Below are 20,238 nucleotides of genomic sequence, written 5' to 3'. Positions count from 1 at the left end.
GCGCGGTTGACTTTCCGTGCGTCCCCGGGATTTGAATACGACGCGTGGTTCTCCGTCGGGCCGGGCGGTGTCCCACAGAGGGGGTTTCACCCCATGTCGTTTCCCAAGGTCGTGCTGGGCGGAGGGCTGCTCGTGGGCCTCCTCGCCGCGCCTCCCGCCGAGGCCCGCTTCGGCAAGAAGTCGGATGCGTCCGAGACGTCGAAGCCCGTCCACAAGGCGTCCGCCATTGGCGCGGACAAGGACGACGACGACGACGACGACGACGCGAAGCAGGATGAGAACCAGAACCGTCCGGCCAAGCCCCCGAAGACGGTGTCCTCCACGGATGACTGCTGCAGCTCCAGCGCGTCGGATGACGCGGCCGCCATCATCCTCGGCGCCGTCTTCGAGTTGATCTTCCGGGGCCTGGGCGAGGCCATCGCCGCCACCGGCACCCACCACCTCGGCCACGGGGAGGGACCGGATGCGCCGCCTGACCGGGACTCGCTGCGGCACGCCGTTCCCTTCTCCGTTCACCTGGGCGTGCTGGCGGCGCCCCTCCAGTATGGCTCGGGGGTGGACTTCGCCATCGGCTGGGACGTGCGCCGCTTCGGTGTGGACCTGCGGCTGGTGCGGCTGGACAGCGAGTCGCTGATGGGGAACTCCCACGAAGCGCGCACCCTGGGTGAGCTGCACCTGACGTATTCGCCCATCGTCCGCGAGGAGGTCCGCATGCGCGCGGAGGTGGGCATCTCCACCCTGGACCTGCCCCAGCGCCTCTACGTGGGCCCCAGCCTGGGCATGTCCGTGGAGGCGTGCCTCCTGGGCCCCCTGGACGTGGAGGCGCGCATGCAGGTGACGCCCTTTCCCTACCGTCAGGCCGACCTGCGCGCCGGCCTGGCGCTGCACCTGGGCAGCCTCATGCTGCGCGGTGGGCTGCGCAGCCTCTTCCTGGAGTCCGAGCTGAGCCCCACGGGGCAAAGCCAGAACTTCGGCCCCGAGTTCGGCATGGGCTTCACGTTCTGAAGCGCGGGGCCCTGGAAACACCACGGGCCCGGCCGCGGAAGCTTGCTCGCGGTCAGGCCCGTTGGACGTCGCGGTCCCCGGCGGGGGGACGCGCGGCCTACTTCTCCTTGGAGGCCAGCTTGCGCAGGGCCTTCTGGTCACGCACGCAGAGGATGCGGCCGACGTTGCCCAGCACGCCCTCGCGCTTCATCTCGTTGATGAGCGTGGACACGAAGGAGCGCGATGCGCCCACCAGGTCCGCCAGGTCCTGCTGGGTGATGCCGCGCAGGTCCGTCTCACCGCCGTGCGGGCAGCGCTCGCCGTGCGCCTCGACCAGCGTGAGCAGGGTGTCCGCCAGCCGGGCCGGCACTTCCTTGAAGGTCAGGCCCAGCACGCGCTTGCGCAGCGACCGCACGCGGTCCGCGTAGGCGCGCACCACGTCCACCGCCAGGGCCGGACGGGCCTCCAGCTGGGCGCGGAAGTCACGGCCCTCGATGCTCCACACCTCCGCCTCGCCCGCCGCCACGGCCATCTCCTCGATGGGCGTGCCCTCGGGGCGGAACAGCTCGCCGAACAGGTCGCCCGGGCGCAGGATGGACACCACCGAGCGGGTGCTGTTCTTGCCGATGCGCATCAGGCGCACGCGGCCGGACTTCAGCAGGTACACGCGGTCCGACGTGTCGCCGGGGCGGTAGATGGTCGAGTTGTGCGGGAAGGACTCGACCTTGAAGTACCCCTTGAAGTCGATGGCCTCCTGGCCCGGCACCAGCTTGTTCGCCGTCACCATCATCCCGGAGGACGTCGCCTGCAGCGGCGCCACGACATTGGAACCGATGGGGCCGAGAGGGCGGTTGAAGCCGTGCATGGGAATCTCCTGGGAAAGCGAAAGGCGGTGGGGAAGGTAGGTCGCTGTTGCTGCTGCGGACGGACCTTGCCCATTCCAAGAGGCGTGCCATGGGCACTTGAACTATTCCCGGGGGAACAGTTCCAGGAATGCCGGGTACTTAGCGCTACAGCACGGTTCCAACCCTCGCACTGTGTCCGAAACCTGAAACAGAACGTTCAAACAGTCTGATCAGTTTGAACGAAACGTTCAGGCCGGCCCGGGACTGTCGGGCCTGGGACAGTGTCAGGAAGCATCCTTCACCGGATAAGGGTGAACCTGTGGACCATGCCCCTGTGCGAGACCGAACTTTTGAAGCTTTCGTTCAAGGGTCGGACGGCTGATTCCCAGAATCTGACACGTTCGACCTTTGTGGCCCTTGGTCGCGGCCATGGCCCGGGCGATGAGCTGCCGTTCGGCTTCTTCCAGGGTGGGGATGAGGCTCACATCGTCCACGGCGGGCGCGGCGAACATGGCGCTGGCGGCGCCGGGCGCGCGGGAGCCATCCGTTGGGCCGGGAGGGGCGGCTTCCAGGGCGGGCAGGTCGTCGCCCCGGAGCACGTCGCCGGGCGCGAGCACCACGGCGCGGGTGAGGACGTTCTCCAGCTCGCGCACGTTGCCGCGCCAGGGCAGCAGCGTGAGCCGCTCCATGACCTCGTGGGGCACGCGGGTGACGCGCTTGTGCACCTTCTCGTTGATGCGCTCCAGGAGGTGCTTCACGAGCAGGGAGATGTCTTCACGGCGCTCGCGCAGGGGCGGGATGAAGAGGGTGATGACCTTGAGGCGCTGGTAGAGGTCCTCGCGGAAGCGGCCCTGCGCGACCTCTTCGGCGAGGTTGCGGTGGGTGGCGGCGATGACGCGCGCGCGGAGCTTCACGCGCTTGACGCCGCCCACGCGCTCGAACTCGCGCTCCTGGAGCACGCGCAGCAGCTTCGCCTGGAGCATCAGCGACATGTCGCCAATCTCATCCAGGAACACGGTGCCGTCCTCGGCCAGCTCGAACTTGCCGGGCTTGCCGGCGACGGCGCCGGTGAAGGCGCCCTTCTCGTGGCCGAACAGCTCGCTCTCCAGGAGCGTGTCCACGATGGCGGAGCAGTTGATGCCGATGAAGGGGCGGGCTTCGTCGTAGGAGTAGTTGTGGATGACGCGGGCGATGAGCTCCTTGCCCGTGCCGCTCTCGCCGGTGATGAGCACGCTGGCGGTGCTGCCCGTCACCTTGCCAATCTCCTTGACCAGCTGCTGCATGGAGGAGCTGGTGCCCACGATGTCGCCCAGGCGGACGACGGCGTTCTCGCGGTGGACCTCGTCCGCGCGGCGGGAGAGCTGCCGGTACTCCAGGGCGCGCTCCACGACGAGGTCCAGGGCGGCCGGGTCGGGGAAGGGCTTGTGGATGTAGTCGAACGCACCGGCCTTCATGGCCCGGATGGTCGTCTCCATGTCGTGGTAGGCGGTGACGAGGATGATGCGCGCGTCGCCGCACAGGCCCTTCATCTCCTCGATGATCTCCAGCCCCGTCCGGTCCGGCAGCATCATGTCCAGGATGACGACGCTGGGCATGTTCTCCTGGGCGGCCTTGAGGCCCGCGGCGGCGCTGGTCGCGGTCACGACCTGGTAGCGCGGCTGCCCGTCCTGCTCGATCTCCTCGAAGTGCATCGTGAGGGTTTCGAGCAGCGACACGTCATCGTCGACGATGAGGAGGGTCTCCATGGGGTTCTCAGGCGGCGAACGTCAGCGTGAACACCATCCCCGGCTCCGCGCTCCCCTGGGCGGCCACGTCGCCCCCCACGCCCGTCATCACCCGCCGCAGGGCGGCCAGGGACAACCCCGCGCCTCGCGCCAGCCGCGAGCCGAAGGGATCGAACAGCGTGCCGCGCTCCTCGGGAGGCAGGGCCGCCGCGGGATCATCCAGGATGAGGCTCACGTGGCCCGGGGCGGCCTGACGCAGCGTCACCTGGACGCGGCCTTCCTCGGGGAGGCCCATGGCGACGTTGAGCAGGACCTGGGCGAGCACGGGCCTCAACCGGTTGGGATCCACCCGCACGCGGGGCAGGTCCCCTTCTTCTTTCACCTCCACCTCGATGCGGCGCTCGGCGAGTTCGGGCGCGACCATGGCGGTCGCCTCCTGGACGACCGAGCGCAGGGGGTGGGCGTCCAGGTTCGCGGCGCTCTCCCGGCCGTACTCGGAGAGCAGCCAGAGCATGCGCTCCATGGTGCGGATCTCCCGGTTCGCGATGGTGAGCCGCCGCTTGTCCCGGTCCGACAGGCCGGTGTTCCGGGCCAGGGTCTGCACGGCCATCTTCACGGAGGAGAGCGGGTTGCGGATCTCATGGCTGAGCGACGACGACAGCTTGGAGATCTGCACGGGCGGTGCGCCCTCCAGGACGGCGCCCAGGTCGAGCACGCCCGCGGCGGCCTCCTCGCCGTCCATGCCCAGCATGAGGCGCAGGTGGGAGGGGGGCGGGCCGCCGGAGGCTCCTCCGGCGGACACGGTGACGAACTCCACCGCGCGGCGGTTCTCGCGGGCGCGGGCGTCCAGCTCGCGGGCGCGCTCCTGGGTGACGCCGAGCGCCGAGTGCAGGGGCATGCCCACCAGGCTCTTCGCCTCGCGGCGCAGCACCTGGGCGCAGTCGCCATCGGCGCGTGTCACCCGGAGGTGGGGAGACCAGGCGAGCTGAGCGGCTTGCAGAAGTTGGGCGTTCATTGGTGGGCCTGAAACATACCGGTTAACGTCGCGCGCTGTCCTTATGCCCAGCACTCCACGTCCTCCGAAGAACCTTGTGGCTGCCCTCCTGTTCCTGTCCGGGGCGACCGCGCTCGTTTACGAACTGGTCTGGTCCAAATACCTGGGGAACGTCCTGGGGAACAGCGGCCAGGCGCACGCGGTGGTGCTGGCCACCTTCATGGGGGGCCTGGCGTTGGGGGCCTTTGTCTTCGGGCGGACAGCGGACCGGGTGAAGAGTCCGCTGGCGCTCTACGGACTGCTGGAGCTGGGCGTGGGGCTCTATGCGCTGGCGTTCCCCTACGTGCTGGGCGCGCTGGAGCACCTGTGGCTGGCGCTGGCGCCGCACGTCCCGGAGGGACTGCGGGTGGCGCCCAGGCTCCTGGTGTCGTCACTGTCGCTGGTGGTGCCCACGCTGCTGATGGGCGGAACGCTCCCCGCGTTGGTGCGCCACTTCGCGGCGAGCCTCGCCAGCGTGCGGCGGGAGCTGGCGCGGCTGTACGCCATCAACAGCCTGGGGGCGGCGGTGGGGGTCTACGTGGCGGGCACGCGGCTGGTGCCGCTGGTGGGCCTGTCGGCGTCCGCGCAGCTGGCCGCGGGGCTCAACGTGTTCCTCGCGCTGGCGGCGCTGGCGCTGGCGAGGCAGCACCCGCCCGCGGTGGTGGTGGGGGCGGCGCCGGCGGTGGAGGACGTGGCCTATCCACGGCGCGCGGTGCGTGCGGCGCTCATCGGCGTGATGCTGTCGGGCTTCACGTCGATGCTGTACCAGGTGACGTGGATCCGCCTGCTGTCCATCGTGCTGGGCGCCTCCACGTACGCCTTCACCCTCATCCTGACGGCGTTCATCCTGGGCATCGGCCTGGGCAGCTTCTGGCTGATGACGCGCAAGGAGGGCGGGGACTCGCTGAAGCTGTATGGCTGGACGCAGGTGGGGCTGGTGGTGAGCCTGTGCGTGGCGCTGCCCCTGTACGTGCGGCTGCCGCACCTGTTCCGCTGGTCGGAGTGGATGCTGACGCGCGCGGTGGAGACCTGGCCCATCTTCCAGGCGGTGACCTTCGGGTTCTGCTGCGTGGTGCTGCTGGTGCCCACGTTCATCATGGGGGCGGCGTTCCCCGCCGCGGCGCGGGTGGCCACGGCGAAGGTGTCCGAAGTGGGACGCGAGCTGGGCGGCGTGTATCTGTGGAACACGGCGGGCACGCTCACCGGCTCGGTGCTGGGTGGGCTGGTGTTGATGCCCTTCTGGGGCATGCAGGGCAACTTCATCGCGGGTGCCGTGGCGAACCTGGTGGCCGCGGGGTTGGCGTTCAGCGCGCTCAACGCCCGGAAGGAAGGGGAGTCCGCGCCCGCGGTGCCGCTGTGGCGCACGCTGGCACCGGTGGGCGTGGCGGCGGTCCTGGCGGCGGTGGTGTTGGGGAGCATGCAGGGGTGGCCGCAGCGGCTGTCCAACATCGCGGCGGTGCGCGCGTACAAGAAGCCGCCGGAGAGCTACGCGAAGCTGGTGGAGGACACGGAGAAGCAGATCATCCCCCGGTTCTACGCGGACGACACCTTCGCCACGGTGATGGTGGGGGATCTGGCGCACGAGGACCTGCGCTTCATGAAGATCAACGGCAAGACGGACGCCACCAACGGGGGCGACATCGAGACGCAGGTGATGGCGGGCCACCTGGGCGTGCTGCTCCATCCGCGTGAGCCGAAGAACGTGCTCCTGGTGGGCTCGGGGGCGGCCATCACCGCGGGCAGCGTGCTGGCCCACCCGGTGGAGCGGCTGGACATGGTGGAGATCTCCCCGGCGGTCATCGAAGCGGCCCGCTTGTTCAAGGCCGACAACCGCAACGCGGTGGATGATCCGCGCACGCACGTGCACATCGACGACGCGAAGACGTTCATGGCGCTGGCGCCCATCAAGTACGACCTCATCGTCAGCGTGCCGTCCAACCCGTGGGTGACGGGCGTGTCGGGCCTCTTCACGCGCGACTTCTTCCAGTTGGTGGACAAGCACCTGACCGACGACGGCGTGCTGGTGCAGTGGATCCACACGTACGAGAGCAACCGCGAGCTGGTCCGGCTGGTGATGCGGACGCTGCACGACACCTTCCCGCACGCCACGACGTGGCTGGGGCCGGAGGACCTGGTGATGGTGGCCAGCCGCAAGCCTCTGTCATTCGACGCGGCGGCGGTGGCCGCGCGCATGGCCCGCCCGGACGTGAAGGCGGATCTGGCCCGGGTGGAGATCCACGACCTGTTCGGTCTCCTGTCGAAGCAGGTGCACACCGAGGCCGGTCAGAAGGACTTCGCGGGGGAGGGGGCCATCAACACGGACGACCAGAACCTGCTGGAGTATGCCTCGCCGGTGGCCTTCTTCCTGGCGAACCTGGACGTGCGCGTGAAGGACGAGCGCCGTGCGCCGGACAGCGGCCCCGGGCTGCTGTTGCATGACTACATGCGCGAGCACCCGCCCACCGCGGAGCAGGTCGCGGGGCTGTACCGGAACGTGGAGCGTTACCATTCGGAGAAGGATCCGGTGGTCCGGGGCGTGGCGGCGCTGTGGCGCTCCCTGGCTCCGGAGGATCCCGCGTCCGCGTTCGCGCTGGGCCGCGCGGTGCTGGCGCAGGGCGACCTGACGTTGGCCGCGTCGCTGCTGGAGCCAGAGGTGGCCCGGGGAGGGCGCTCACCGGCGCTGGTGACGGAGTACCTGAAGCTGGTGACGGCTCAGGCCTGGTCGACCCGCACGGTGTGGACGCCGCGAAACGCCGAGGGCGCCCTGGCGGTGGGCCGGGAGGTGGCGGCGCGGTATCCCCAGGACGACAAGCTCCAGAAGGCCTTCAAGGCCTACTGCGAGGCCCTCCCTCCGGCCGCCTGCGAAGGCACTTCCGGTGCGCCGACGGCGGCGCCTGGCGCGCCGTGAAACATGCGCTGGAGCGGCTTGAGTGGCTCTAGACCCGCGATATTCCTTGATCCGACCCCCCATCCTCCCGATGACGGATGGAGGTGCTTGCTCGCCCGGTGTACTGTCCGTATCGACCCTGACTTCCCGCAGGGTGTGTCTCTCCACCGCTGCAACGACCCCTGGAGTCTCCCATGAACGCGATCGCGAAGGCCCCGAAGAAGCAGTTCCGCAAGAACCGTGGTCAGGGCATGACCGAGTACATCATCATCGTGGCCCTCATCGCGATCGCCGCCATCGGCGTGATCACGCTGTTCGGCGACAACATCCGCAAGCTGTTCGGCGCCTCGGCCGCCGCGCTGGCCGGTGAGGACAACGTGCAGAACGACGGCGCGCTGGCGACCGACGCTCTGAAGAAGAAGACGATGAAGAACTTCGGTCAGAACAACACCTACAACTGAGCCACCTCGGTTGTGTGGAAATGGCAGGTCCCTCCAAGTGGAAGGGCCTGCCATTTTTCTTTGCGGGGCAGGGGGGCCCGGAAGGGTGCGCGGCCGGCTACCGCGTGCCTGAGGCCGGGCGGGGCATGGGGGAGAAGCCCAGGCGGCGCAGCATCACCTGCCGGATGGAGGGGATGCGGAAGCGGAAGATGAAGGCATCCGCGAAGTAGTGGGCGAGCACCGTCGCGAAGCCGAGGCACGTCAGTCCACGGAGCAGGGGATGCGCCTGCGTGCCCCCGCCGATGCCCAGCGAGCCCTTCATGGGGCCATCCAAGAGGAACCCGTGGACCACGCCCAGCGCGAACAGCGGAAGCATGGACGCGACCATGGCGGGCCAGATGAGCTTCTGGCGGAGGCGGGGGGCGTCACCTTCACGCGGCTCCAGCATGCGGGCGCTGAGGACGTAGTACTCCAGGCCATGCATGCCTGGGAGCATCACGTAGCCCCAGGAGGGGGCCACGAGCGCGAGCCCGGTCGCGGTGGCCATGCCCAGCAGGTAGAGCACCTTGGGTCCGCTGGCGGTGCCGGAGCGGAGCACGGAGCGGAAGAGCAGCAGGAAGTAGCCCAGCCAGAGCGCGATGAGCAGGGGCAGTGTCTGCCACGGGAGGACGGCGCCCTGACCCACGTCGAGGTAGGCGGGGGCGTCAGGGGCGGCGGACTCGGCGACGAAGAAGATGCGCGTGAGGAGGATGGACAGGAGCAGCGGGACGTAGAGCTGCTGGAGCTTGCGCTCGAGCGGTGAGGGCGCAGGCAGTCCCTCCTGGCTGCCACGCAGGCCGTGCAGCGACCACAGGCCCCGGTGCTGGGACAGGGTGTGGTGCATGCCGAAGACGTTGAAGATGACGGCCACGGCGAAGGTGTGGATGGAACGGTCCACGTAGAAGGTGAAGAACAGCGCCGCGCCCACCGCGAGCATGGCGACCGCGCCGGCGAGGACAGTTCGCGGCTGGTTGGGGGCGGCGGTGAGCACGTCGCGGTGCACGCCGAAGAGCAGGAACGTAAGCACCACGTGCGTGGCGTTGCCGAGGAGGTTCTGGGCGGTCCAGCCCAGCAGCCGGTGCGCGCCATCCGCGGCCCCGGGCGCGAGGACGGCGCTTGCGCCGGCGGCGACGAGGGTCAGGGCCAGCGGAATGCCCAGGATGGCGAGGTCGGCCCGGGGAGAGAACAGCCACAGACGGTGAAAGCGAAGGGCACCAGGGGCTTCCGGCGTGGCTTGCTCCTTGGCGGTGGCGACTCCGGTGGGCATCGAGGTCATGGCACGTGGAGTATACCGGGTCATCCCGGCCCCAAGAATCCGCACCCCCATTGGGCCGCCGTGGCTTCAGGGCGAAGAGCTGCGCCGCCATGGAATAGCCATGGATGATAGGGGGCGATGCGAGCTTGTACCGGAGTTTTGGGTGTCTGTGTGTGGGTTGCCTGTGCTGCTGGCCCTGTTGTCGTTTCGCAGGAGGGGGGACGTATTGGCACTGCAGCCGGTTCGGAAGCTGCCCAGGCGACTGGCGTGAGTCGGAGGTGCTTATCGGTGAAGTTGGCATTCCCCCGGTCCACATCGCCTTCACGAACAGACCCAATGACGACACGATTATTTGTGGACGTCGTTGGCGCTGTGGATGTGACGACGAGCAGCCCTGACTCAAGCGTCGGCTAATCGGGCCACTCTCCAGGGGGCGTTATCATGTCGTGAGTGCGTCTTGTGTAGTGACGGTTGTTTGTTGGTTTTGGAGGTGCAGGGTGAGGTGGTCCTTCATTGTTGATGGAATGATGACGAAGATTGGGCAGCTTGATCCAGGGGTGGCGGCGCTGTCGCCCGAGGAGTCAGCGGAGTTTCGTGCGCGCTGGTGGATGGTCTTTTTGCCTGGGATTCCGCCGGACTGGAACGTACGTGACGCAGCGATTTCCATGTCTAAGTACGTGAGTGTGCCAAGGGCCTCCAAGGCAGAGGTTCGATATTCGCGGCAGGTTGGTGGTTCTTTTTATTTGATGTCCGAGCCGCAGGTGCCGGTGTTTCGGTTTTCTTCTGGTGTGCCCCCGAATCTGGGTGGTCTGTCCAGTTTGATCTGGGGGCCGGGCGGGACGCCGTGGGTTGATGGGTGTGTGGTGTGCGATGCCGCGTTGTCCTGGTCCTTGGTCGTTGCCCACGATGGCCCTTTCTTCCTGACGCGGCGAAGCAGTGGCGACGACTCCGCCGATTAGCAGGGCCTCATCTGACGAGATCGTCGAGGCCTGGTCTTCTCGGGAGATGCGCGAAGTGCGTGCCACTCCGGAGCCGCGGCGCCGAGCCATCATGAGGGCCATCCGTGGTGAGGGCTTGTCGTGCATATGCGGATTGCCCACCTGCTGGGCATTGGTGCGGTGACGGTCAGTCGCGTCCTGCTGGTAGCCTTGATGAGACCGAGGAGCCAAATGCTTATGGGAAAATCACAGGGTGCGCTTGAGGGCAGGGTCTAAAAGTAAGTCTCCGAAGGAGTGGTTCGCGGCGAGTGTGATCATCTATTTCGAGTTTGAAGGTAAGTCGGGTGGGGCGCTGTATACATGGGAAAATGTTTATGTGGTGCTTGCGAAGGACGGGAGAGGAGCAGGGCGGAGGGCTGCTGAGTTGGCGAAGGCGGGGTGCTATCCGTCGGTATGGATGATCAAGTTTCGCGGACGTTGGGCGAGGATTGTGTTTGGAGGGGTTCGCAAGGTTGCTTGCTGTATGCTGCCGACAGCTGCGCCGCCTGTGCGGGATGCTTCGGTCGTTGATGGTACGGAGGTTACTCATTCGGCCTTCAGGTTGTCTGGGAAGGCTGGGTTGCGCGCGTTGATTGCGGGCCGGCCGGTCAAACTTCGTTATGAGAAGTGATGTGGCGGGTCGCAATGCTCACGGCTTGGTTTTGCCACTGCCTTCAGCCCAACTGAACCTGGCGTTTGGAATCACGAGGGGCGGGTTGGCTTGTTTCCGCCTACACTGGGGGTCGGTGCCGCATGAATGCAGTGCACGGAATCTCAAAGGATGGCTACTGCGGCCACGCATGCACCTGCTGGTTGCTTTGAAGTGAGACATAAACTGCATGGCCCCTGGGGCATCGGATGAATGCTGATCGTAGCGATGATGGGCTGTGTGTTCGGGAGGGTCGGTCATGTGGCTGATGGTCTTGGGGTTTGCTCTGCTGTTCTTGGCTGGGTTTGGCGGGTGATGGCGAAATCCAAGGCTGGATTGAGGCAGAGGGGGCTGGATTTTCATGTTATGAATGGATAGGGTTTCTCTGGGGAGATGATGGACATGGGAGCATTGCGAAGAACCGTTCTGGGCGTGGCGGGGGACTTCTGCCTGCACCTGGACAAGCGTCAAAACCTTGAGAATGTCCTGGCGAGCGCTTGGCGCTCCTCAACTCACTTCGCGCTCGTCCGACGTGGTCGGATGCCAGTTGACGGCGCGGACGTGGTGGTGCCCACGCCTGAGCTGAAGCGGCTCCAGAAGGACTTCGAGTTGCTCCGTTCCGTGGCCGAGGAGGCATTGTGGGTCTCGTCGTGGCCAGGCACGTCTTCAGGTTCCTCCGCCGTCTTGTGGGCGAAATGCCGCGTCGAGGGACGAGGTGTGCTCCCGCTGGGGGATGCGCTGCTGTGGAAGGGCGTGGAGGGGTGGGATGACTTGCAGTTGTTTGAGGGGCCGAGGTTGAAGTTGTTTGTTTGCAGTCACGAAGGGTTCGGCGCGGTCTGGGGTTCGGAGCGTTTCTTCCAGGGGCTCCCGGGTGTCCCAGCGCGGCGGGGGAGGGAGACGCACGAATTGGTGGGGGCACCCCTGGTCCCCGCGCTCTGGACGTTACTCAACCAGGGCCCCCTGATGGAGGATGGCGGACTTTCATCTTGAGCGAAGCCCTGACTCAAGCCCCGTGGCCGCTGGACGAGCGATGAGCATGGAACACCCGATGGCACAAGCGAGCGCTGTGGAAGCGGCAAGTGAGAGCTGGCCTCGCATCGGTATGCGGTGGCGGACCTGGAGATCCTGACGATGTCAGTTGTTGCCGTGTTGCTCCCCGTGGCAGGTTTGATTCGGCGGTAGAACGCGCAGGTTACGACTGGGGTGTCCCGGCTACTCGTGCGTGAGAAAAGGAAATCGTGAATGCCCAATTGCGCACTTCCACGGACCGACTCTTGTGACAGGTATTGTTGAGGTTGTGACTTGTGCTCTCCCGTTGTGTTGCGCTGTTGCAAGGGAGTTGCAGCGTTTTTTATGGGGTGACATCCGAGTCCACGCTCTTGACTGGGGATCCACCAGCGGCGGACCTCCAGTGAGGCTCCCATGCAGTTCGTCCGGTTCATCTGGGTCTTCGTGGGGGCATTCCTGGGGCTCCAGGCGCTCCTGCTGCTCCTGCTCCTTCGTCCTCGGAGATGGAGCCAGTGGTTGACGGAGGTGGACGTCCCCTGGGGGCCCGGTGGCTTTCCATTGATCGTGCCGGTATGGCTGACGTGTGCGACTTTGGGCGCACTCCTCGCGGCCTGGGGCTGGAGGCGACTGGCGAAACAATCCTAGATTTCACACCTGAGATTGGCGGAACTGCACCGCTGGGGGCGACCTGGCGCCGTGCAAGCCCCTGCTCCTGGCGTGGGTTTGCTCCGAGTCCCAGAGCCGGGGCCGCTTGGAGTGGCAGTCCCCACGCCCGCCGCCCTGCATGGTTCCGCCCCGGCGCGTCTCTAGGTGGAGACGGGGTTCATCCTCCACCCACCCCGTGCTAAAACGGGGATGTCCATGGAAGGCCGACTGCTTCTGAAGAACTGCGCCGTGTTCCGTGCGGACGGTCGCGTCCGCCACGGCATGGCCGTCGTCGTCGAAGAGGGCCTCATCCGCCGTGTCGCTCCAGACGCGGAGGTGCCCGTGCTGCCCGGTGACTGGGAGGTGGCGTGTCGTGGCCGCCTCGTCGCTCCGGGCCTCGTGGATTGTCACTCGCACATGGTCAACGGGCAGCTCCTGCCTCCCAATGGCGACTTCCTCCTGCGCCAGCCCCGCTCCCGCCTGGATCGCATGCGCCAGGTGGCCAACCTCCTCACCCCCGAGGACGTCGAGGTCCTGACCCGCTTCGCCGCCGCCCGCGCGCTGCTGGACGGCGTCTCCCTCGTCGTCGACCACCTGTCGAGCCCCACGGATGTCGCGGGCTCCCTGGAGGCCCAGGCCCGCGCCGCGGACCGGCTCGGCCTTCGCCTCGTCGCGTCCCACTCCACCCACAGCCTGGACGGCTCCGCCGCCGCTGAAGCCCAGGCGGACGCCAACGCCGACTTCGTCCGCCGCTACCGGGAACACCCGCGCGTGCGCGGCGCCCTGGGCTTCCATGCGTCCTACACCTGCGAGGACGCCCTCCTGTCCCGCATCTCGCGCCTGCGCGAGGAGCTGAACGCCTCCGTCGTCTTCCACCTCGCGGAGAACGAGGACGACCTCTCCACCACCTACGCCACACACGGCCGCCGCGTCGTGCCCCGCCTGGATGCCCTGGGCCTCCTGGGCCCCCATGCCATCGCCGGCTACCCTCGCGCCGTGGAGCGCTCCGAGGCCGAACGGCTGGCCACCTCCGGCACCTTCGTCGCCCTCACGCCCCGCGCCACCCGGTCGCTGGAGCGCGCCGGCGAGTCGACCGATGGCGCCCTGTCCAGCCTCCACCTCGTGGGCCTGGGCACCGGTGGCCACGGCACCCTCCAGGAGGAACTGGCCGGCGCCCTGGTCGGCATGCTCCAACTGGCCCGCTCCGGCCGCATGCCCGACCTGGATGACTCGCTGGCGCACCTGTTCGTCAGCGGCCCCGCGGAGCTCTGCACCCGCCTGTTCGGCCGTCCCTCCGGGGGCGTGGACGAGGGCAGCCTCGCCGACCTCGTCGTCTACGACGCCGTCCCCGCCGCCGACCCGGAGACGGGCTACGCGCCCTTCCTCCTGGGCCAGCTCGTCGCCTCCCGCGTGGCCTGGACCATTGTCGGTGGCCGCGTCTGTGTTCGCGAGGGACAGCTCCTGGGCAGTGACTACGTGGAGCTGGCCCGCGACGCCGCCGCCGCGCTCGCCCGCGTCTGGTCCCGCGCGCGGCTGGGTTCGTAGGGTAGAAGGGGCGCGTGAGTGCCCTGCCTCCCCGCCTCGTGGACACCCTGCGCGTCTCCCGCGACCGCCGGGGCCCGCTGCTCGCCGACCCCCGCACCTCCGCCTTCCGCCTGCTGAACGGCGCCGCTGACGGCGTGCCCGAGGTGACCGCGGACGTGTTCGGCGACGTCGTCGTCGTCAGCCTCTACCGCGACCTGTCCGACGCGGAGGAGGCCACCCTGCTCGACGCCGCCGTCTCCGCCTGGGCGCCCCAGAGCGTCTACCTGAAGCGCCGTCCCCGTGAGGCCCGCGTGCTCGCCAACGTGGCGAAGGACGCGCTTGCTCCGGAGTCCGCCGCGCGGGGAGCGCCCGTGGAGGACTTCGCCGCGCAGGAGAACGGCCTGTCCTTCCACATCCGCCCCGGCCAGGGCCTCTCCGTGGGCCTCTACCTGGACATGCGCGACACCCGCGCGTGGCTCCAGGCCCAGGCCCGGGGCCTCACCGTGCTCAACCTCTTCGCTTACACCTGCGCCTTCGGTGTCGCCGCGACCGCGGGCGGTGCGAAGCGCGTGCTCAACATGGACGCCAGCCGCCGCGTGCTCGAATGGGGCGAGGAGAACGCGCGCCTCAACGGCCAATCCGTGGAGCGCTACGACTACGTGGCTGGCGATGTCTTCGACTGGCTCGGGCGGCTCGCGAAGAAAGGGGAAGGCTTCGATGTCGTGGTCGCCGACCCGCCGTCCTTCTCCACCACGAAGTCGACGCGCTTCTCCGCGGCTCGCGACTACGCGCGGCTGGCGGAGGCCGCCGTCCGGGTGGTGGCCCCCGGAGGCCGCCTGGTCGCCTGCTGCAACCTCGCGGGACTGCCCGTGCGCCGGTTCGAGACGATGGTGCTGGAGGGCGTGACGCGGGCGGGCAGGGTGGGGCGGACGGTGGGGTCGCTCGGCCCCTCGGGGCTCGACTTTCCAACACCTTCCGGCGAGGAGCCGGCGCTCAAGGTCCACGTCGTCCAACTTCGTTAGCGCTGCTGGCGGAGGCGCGGCTACATTGCCCCCATGGCTCCCGCCGCCTCTTCACCCCCGCGCGACGCGTTCCGCTTCGGCAACTACCGGCTCATCGACCGGATCGCCGTGGGAGGCATGGCGGAGATCTTCCTCGCGCATCAGGTGGATGACCGCGGCGACGAGACGCCCATCGTCATCAAGCGTATCCGCCCGCATCTGTCCAAGCACGCCGCCTTCGTGAAGATGTTCCTCAACGAGGCGCGGCTCGCCTCCCAGCTCAATCACCCCAACATCGTGCAGATCCACGACCTGGGGAAGATCGTCGACAGCTACTTCATCGCCATGGAGTACGTGTCCGGTCGCGACATGCGCCGCGTCGTGCCCAAGGCGGAGGCGCTGGGGATCCCCTTCCCCATGGTGTACGCGCTGAAGATCGCCTCCTGCGTCTGCGCGGGCCTGCACTACGCGCACCAGAAGAAGGACCGGCACGGCAATCCGCTCAACATCGTCCACCGCGACGTGACGCCGGAGAACATCATCGTCGCGTTCGACGGCTCGGTGAAGGTGCTCGACTTCGGCATCGCCAAGGCCGCCAACCAGGTGGAGGAGACGCGCTCGGGGGAGATCAAGGGCAAGCTCAGCTACCTCTCCCCGGAGCAGTGCCTGGGCCGGCCGCTGGACTGCCGCAGCGACATCTTCTCGCTGGGCACCGTCCTCTACGAATGGCTCACCGGCTTCAAGCTCTTCACCGGTGACTCCGACGTCGCCGTCATGCGCAGCATCACCGAGGCGAAAATCTACGCGCCGTCCTACTTCCGCGAGGACCTGCCGGAGCGCGTGGAGGCCATCCTGATGCGCGCGCTCGCCCGCGACCGCGAGCGCCGCTACCAGACCGCGCTGGAGATGCAGCGCGACCTGGACGCCTTCCTGGCCGCGTATGACTTCACGCCCACGCCGCTGCACCTGGCCAACTTCGTCAAGCAGCTCTTCGAGGACGAGCGCCCGCAGGAGCTGCGCCGCCTCTCCACCCGTCAGTCCTCCGCGCCCACGTCCGAGATGGCCCTGGAGGTCGCGGAGGTGGCGGCCTCCGTGGACGGCCCCCCCACGGAGGCGATGCGCCTGGATGAGGGCACCAGCACCGAGCCGCGCCTGCTCGCGCTGCCGCTGGACCCCGCGCTGTACGAGAAGCTGGAGGCCCAGGCCCGCAAGGCCCATGTCTCCCCCGCGAAGCTGGTGGCGGACCTGTTGGAGGGCTGGCTGAAGACGCGCTGACGCGCACGTCCCGGCGCCGCGCCCATGCCCCGGCTCAAGCTGACGCTCGAATACGAAGGCACCCGGTACGTGGGCTGGCAGGTGCAGCCCAACGGCCCGTCCATCCAGTCCACCCTCCAGGACGCGCTCCACAAGCTCCTGGGCGAGCGCGTGTTCGCGGCCTCCGCTGGCCGCACCGACGCGGGGGTGCATGCCTCGGGGCAGGTCGCGTGCTTCGACGCGTCCCGCATCCTGCCCATGAAGGCGTACACGATGGGGCTCAACGGCATCCTCCCGCCGGACATCGCGGTGGTGGCCGCGGAGGAGGTGGCGCCGGAGTTCGACCCCCGCCGCTGGTCCCGTGGCAAGCGCTACCGCTACCGCCTGAGCAACCGGCGCATGCGCTCCCCCCTGCTGCGCACGACGCACTGGGAGGTGTTCGCCCCGCTGGACGTGGAGGCCATGCGCCGCGCGTCCCAGGTGCTGCTGGGCCGGCACGACTTCTCCGCCTTCCGGGCCGCGGACTGCCAGGCGAAGCACGCGGTGCGCGAGCTGCGGCAGGTCCGGGTGGAGGGCGCCTCCGGCGACAGGGTGGACGTGGTGGTGGAGGGCACCGCCTTCCTCAAGCACATGGTGCGCAACCTGGTGGGCACGCTGGTGGAGGTGGGGAAGGGGCGCCGCCCCGAGGCCTGGGTGGGCGAGGTGCTGGCGTCCCGCGACCGCAAGCAGGCCGGGGCCACCGCGCCGCCGCAGGGGCTGGTGCTGGAGGAGGTCTTCTACGGCGATGGCCCGCCCCCTCGCTCGGTGGGGGAAGCGGCCGTCGGGGAAGAGGACGAAGGGTGAGAGTGCGCTAGGCTTTCGGACCGTGAGTCCCAAACCCGGTGTCCTCGAGCCCCTGCGCGTCCGCATCCGCCGCTTCCAGTTCATCGTCGGGCTGGGCTTCCTGTCGTTGGTGCTGGGGGCCATGCTCAGCGTGTCGCTGGTGCTGCGCCTGCACGAGCGGGTGAGCGCAATCCCCTTCGACCTCGTGCGCATCGTCGTGGCGGTGGTGCTGGAGGACCTGTGGGTGCTCGCGGTGCTGCCGGTGCTCTGCTACGGCGGCGCTCGCATCGTCGCCCTCCGCCCCTGGAGCACGGCGGTGGGGGCCGCGGCGTCGGGGGGCGTGTTCGTGCTCGCGCTCAACTTCGTGCGCGGCGGCGCGGAGGGGATGACGCAAGGGTGGGGGCTCGCGTCGGTGCTGCGCATCGTGGCCTTCATCGGAGGCACGTTGCTGAGCGCCCGGGCCATCCGCGCGGGCCGCGCCGCCGCCGAGCGCGGCTCCTCCGCCGCTCAGGAGAAGGCCGCGGCGCGCAAGTCGGAGTACGACGAGTTCCTCAAGGCCGCCGAGGCGGGCGGCGTGCGCCTGGAGCAGCGCGAAGGCGCGTCCGCTGGTGCCGAGGCGCCGGTGACTCCCGAGGCGAGGCCTGCCGCCGAGACGGCTGCTTCCGAGGGGGCGCCTGCCGCCGCCGCTGAGTCCCCCGCCTCGTCCGAGGCGAGTGCTTCTCCCTCGGATGACGTGCCGAAGACGCCCGCGGCCTGAGTGGGGGCATGGGGCATCCGCTGGCCCGGACGTGACGTGAACGAAGGCGCCCACGGCCTGCGTGGAGCCTGATCCGTTTGCTGGCCGCGAGCGTGAAGCGGAGCGAAGACGCCCGTGACTTGAGCGGGAGCGTCCGTTGGCCCCGAGCGTGGCACGGAACAAAGACGCCAGTGCCTCGAGTGGGGCCGGGGCCGTCCGCTCGATCCAGGCGTGACGCGATGCTGGCCCCGGGCGAGATGCGGCGGACGCCCGGGGCGCGAGGTCCTACGGGTAGCAGGCCGCCTGACGCAGGCCGGTGTCCTCGGGGAAGCCGAGCGCGACGTTGAAGTTCTGGATCGCCTGCCCGGCCATGCCCTTCACCAGGTTGTCCAGCGCGGCCATCACCGCCACCGAGCGGCCCTTCGTCGCCACGGAGATGTCGCAGAAGTTGCTGCCCGTGACGGCCGCCACGCGCGGCGTGCCCTCCACGATGCGCACGAACTTCGAGCCCTCGTAGTAGCGGCGGTACTTCTCCGTCAGCGACTGCGTCACCACCGCGCCGCCGTGCTCCGGCCACTCGAACTGCACCGTGGCGAAGATGCCGCGCACCATGGGCGCCGAGTGCGGCACGAAGGCCAGTCGGTGCCGCTGCGCGCCGTGCGCCACCAGCATCACCTCCACCTCCGCTTCGTGCTGGTGCTCCAGCGGCTTGTACGCGCGGAAGTCATGCGCGCGCGTCGGGTGGTGCGTGCCCTCGCCCGGCAGCGAACCGGAGCCGGACGAGCCCGTCACGCCCGACACGGCCAGCAGCCCCAGCCCCGGCGTGGCCGCGATGGGCAACAGCGCCAGCTGCACCGCCGTCGCGAAGCAGCCCGGGTTGGCGATGCGCTTCGCCGTCTTCACCTGCTCGCGCTTCCACTCGGTGAGGCCGTAGGTGAACGTGCCCAGCAGCTCCGGCGCCGGGTGCGGACGGCCATACGCGCCCGCGTAGCGCCCCGGGTGGTCCAGCCGGAAGTCCGACGACAGGTCCACGAGCAGCATCCGCTCCGTGAGCCCCACGTCCGCCCACTGCTTCTCCATGCCCGCGAACTGCGACGCCAGCTCGCCGTGCCCCAGCGCGCTGAACACCACCGGCCGGGGCGAGTCCGCCAGCCAGCGCCAGTCCGGCTCCGCCTCGAAGCGCGCGTCCACCAGCCCGCGCAGGTGCGGGTGCACCTTGTGGATGGGGGAACCCGCGTGGTGCCGCGACACCGCGCGGACGCCGGCCACGCCGGGATGCCCCGCGAGCAGCCGCAACAGCTCGCCTCCACCAAAACCGGAGGCCCCCAGGATGTAGATGTGCGCCGGTGACGTCATGACTTCCTCCCCGCGCCCAGCTTCGGCGCGAGCTTGTCCACGATGAGATTTCCCAGCGCGTTCGGATCCGCGCGCGCGTTGCGGGCGGGCAGCCCCACCACCTGCTCCACGAAGCGCACGCCCACCGCGTTGTCCGTGGCGGGCCCCGCAACCATGTCCATCTCGATGCCGTACACCTCGCGCAGGTGCCGCACGCCGCCGGCCGCCCCCACGGGGTCGTTCGCGCAGAGGATGAACGCGCCGCCCAGCGCCTTGAGCTCCGGGTCTGCCAGGATGGCCTGCACGCCGTACTCGCCCATGATGCCGTCGCCCGTCTCCGCGACGATGACATCCACGTCCTGGGCCGCCATCTCCGAGAAGACGATGCGCGCCACCTTGGACGCCGTGCGCGCCCCGGTGCACACGACGCCCGCGTCGGTGAAGTCCATCACCACGTCCGCGCCGCTGTCCTGCATGGACAGCGTGTCGCGCATCAGCGACACGCCCGTGAGCTTCGCGCCGCCCACGCGGTAGCCCGCCTGGGTCAGCTTGCGCACCACGACGCTGGCCGCGTACGTCTTGCCCGCGTTCATGCACGTGCCCACCACGTACACCACCGGGCACGTCACCGCCTTCGCCGTGCCCTTGAGCGCGCCGGTGGAGATGTGCGCGTGCTGGCCCGCGCGCGACTGGAACTCCGGGAAGGTGAGGACCTGGCCCAGCACCTCCGCCTCGAACGGCGCGCCCACGCCCGGGTTGTGCGACGTGCACTTCCCGATGACGCCGCCCATGTTGAGGATGTTCAGCCGGTCGCCCACCGCGACGGACGCGGGCACCACGCCCTCGTAGCCGTGCAGGGCGTTGCGGTGGCCCAGCGCGCCCACGACGATGTCGCCCGCGTGGAGCGTGACGAGCCGGCCGTTCACGTCCTCCAACTGGTTGTAGACGCTCTTCTCTCCGTGGATGCGCACCGCGATGACGGCGCCCTCCTCGCACTTCACCTCGTCCGTGAGGTGGACCGTGCGGCCCACCTGGAGGTTGCGCGTGACACTGCCCACCTTGTCGACGTGGATCTTCATG

16 protein-coding genes are annotated in these 20,238 nt (G+C 68.8%); 10 read left to right on the top strand and 6 right to left on the bottom strand.

Annotated elements, in window-relative coordinates; genetic code table 11:
* The first annotated feature begins 93 nt into the window (after positions 1–93).
* Entirely contained in the window at positions 94–1,005 is a 912-nt protein-coding gene (locus GTY96_RS30635) for a hypothetical protein (protein ID WP_161666572.1), read from the top strand.
* Positions 1,006–1,102: 97 nt separating this feature from the next.
* On the opposite strand, the gene mrpC is transcribed toward GTY96_RS30635, so the two are convergent.
* The 3 genes from mrpC to GTY96_RS30620 form a co-directional block, all read right to left on the bottom strand.
* Positions 1,103–1,849, bottom strand: coding sequence for a Crp/Fnr family transcriptional regulator MrpC (gene mrpC / locus GTY96_RS30630; protein WP_014395195.1), 747 nt, complete (start codon positions 1,847–1,849; stop codon positions 1,103–1,105).
* Between the two features lie 264 nt (positions 1,850–2,113).
* A complete protein-coding gene (locus GTY96_RS30625) occupies positions 2,114–3,574 on the bottom strand; it encodes a sigma-54-dependent transcriptional regulator (RefSeq protein WP_143909361.1) in 1,461 nt (486 codons plus the stop codon).
* 7 nt (positions 3,575–3,581) lie between these two features.
* Positions 3,582–4,568 carry a sensor histidine kinase gene (locus GTY96_RS30620; RefSeq protein WP_161666571.1) on the bottom strand — a complete coding sequence of 329 codons (987 nt, stop codon included), beginning with the start codon at positions 4,566–4,568 and terminating at the stop codon, positions 3,582–3,584.
* Between the two features lie 76 nt (positions 4,569–4,644).
* Here GTY96_RS30620 and GTY96_RS30615 point away from each other — a divergent pair, with 76 nt between their 5' ends.
* Both GTY96_RS30615 and GTY96_RS30610 read left to right on the top strand, forming a co-directional pair.
* Positions 4,645–7,494 (top strand): fused MFS/spermidine synthase, encoded by a 2,850-nt coding sequence (locus tag GTY96_RS30615; protein WP_255443046.1) that lies wholly within the window; start codon positions 4,645–4,647, stop codon positions 7,492–7,494.
* A 173-nt stretch (positions 7,495–7,667) separates the two neighbouring features.
* Positions 7,668–7,934 (top strand): hypothetical protein, encoded by a 267-nt coding sequence (locus tag GTY96_RS30610; RefSeq protein ID WP_143909355.1) that lies wholly within the window; start codon positions 7,668–7,670, stop codon positions 7,932–7,934.
* Between the two features lie 97 nt (positions 7,935–8,031).
* Here the strand turns inward: GTY96_RS30610 and GTY96_RS30605 are convergent, their stop codons facing one another.
* Positions 8,032–9,228 carry a hypothetical protein gene (locus GTY96_RS30605; protein WP_161666570.1) on the bottom strand — a complete coding sequence of 399 codons (1,197 nt, stop codon included), beginning with the start codon at positions 9,226–9,228 and terminating at the stop codon, positions 8,032–8,034.
* Between the two features lie 476 nt (positions 9,229–9,704).
* On the opposite strand from GTY96_RS30605, the gene GTY96_RS30600 reads away from it, so the two are divergent.
* From GTY96_RS30600 to GTY96_RS30570, 7 genes are all read left to right on the top strand, one after another.
* The gene (locus tag GTY96_RS30600; RefSeq protein WP_143909351.1) at positions 9,705–10,166 is read left to right on the top strand and encodes a hypothetical protein; all 462 of its coding nucleotides are present in this window, start codon (positions 9,705–9,707) and stop codon (positions 10,164–10,166) included.
* A gap of 289 nt (positions 10,167–10,455) precedes the next feature.
* Positions 10,456–10,815 carry a hypothetical protein gene (locus GTY96_RS30595; protein WP_161666569.1) on the top strand — a complete coding sequence of 120 codons (360 nt, stop codon included), beginning with the start codon at positions 10,456–10,458 and terminating at the stop codon, positions 10,813–10,815.
* Positions 10,816–12,702: 1,887 nt separating this feature from the next.
* Positions 12,703–14,031 (top strand): amidohydrolase family protein, encoded by a 1,329-nt coding sequence (locus GTY96_RS30590; protein ID WP_161666568.1) that lies wholly within the window; start codon positions 12,703–12,705, stop codon positions 14,029–14,031.
* Positions 14,032–14,045: 14 nt separating this feature from the next.
* Positions 14,046–15,032, top strand: a complete 987-nt coding sequence (locus tag GTY96_RS30585) for a class I SAM-dependent rRNA methyltransferase (RefSeq protein ID WP_161666567.1) — start codon at positions 14,046–14,048, stop codon at positions 15,030–15,032.
* A 33-nt stretch (positions 15,033–15,065) separates the two neighbouring features.
* Positions 15,066–16,286, top strand: coding sequence for a serine/threonine protein kinase (locus tag GTY96_RS30580; RefSeq protein WP_143907433.1), 1,221 nt, complete (start codon positions 15,066–15,068; stop codon positions 16,284–16,286).
* A gap of 24 nt (positions 16,287–16,310) precedes the next feature.
* On the top strand, positions 16,311–17,108 hold the full coding sequence (gene truA, locus GTY96_RS30575; RefSeq protein ID WP_161666566.1) for a tRNA pseudouridine(38-40) synthase TruA: 798 nt from the start codon (positions 16,311–16,313) through the stop codon (positions 17,106–17,108).
* A 22-nt stretch (positions 17,109–17,130) separates the two neighbouring features.
* Complete coding sequence (locus tag GTY96_RS30570) at positions 17,131–17,844, top strand: hypothetical protein (RefSeq protein WP_161666565.1); 714 nt, start codon at positions 17,131–17,133, stop codon at positions 17,842–17,844.
* Positions 17,845–18,108: 264 nt separating this feature from the next.
* Here GTY96_RS30570 and argC read toward each other — a convergent pair whose 3' ends face one another.
* Together argC and GTY96_RS30560 are read right to left on the bottom strand one after the other, a co-directional pair.
* Positions 18,109–19,179, bottom strand: coding sequence for an N-acetyl-gamma-glutamyl-phosphate reductase (argC, locus tag GTY96_RS30565; protein ID WP_161666564.1), 1,071 nt, complete (start codon positions 19,177–19,179; stop codon positions 18,109–18,111).
* The gene (locus tag GTY96_RS30560) at positions 19,176–20,237 is read right to left on the bottom strand and encodes a DUF1611 domain-containing protein (protein WP_143907426.1); all 1,062 of its coding nucleotides are present in this window, start codon (positions 20,235–20,237) and stop codon (positions 19,176–19,178) included. The genes argC and GTY96_RS30560 overlap by 4 nt, the downstream gene beginning before the upstream one ends.
* Position 20,238: the final 1 nt, after the last annotated feature.

The organism is Corallococcus silvisoli (assembly GCF_009909145.1).
In the GTDB taxonomy this organism is placed as follows: Bacteria; Myxococcota; Myxococcia; order Myxococcales; family Myxococcaceae; genus Corallococcus; species Corallococcus silvisoli.
Note: the sequence above shows the minus strand (reverse complement) of the source record. Positions and strands in the feature narration are given on the sequence as shown.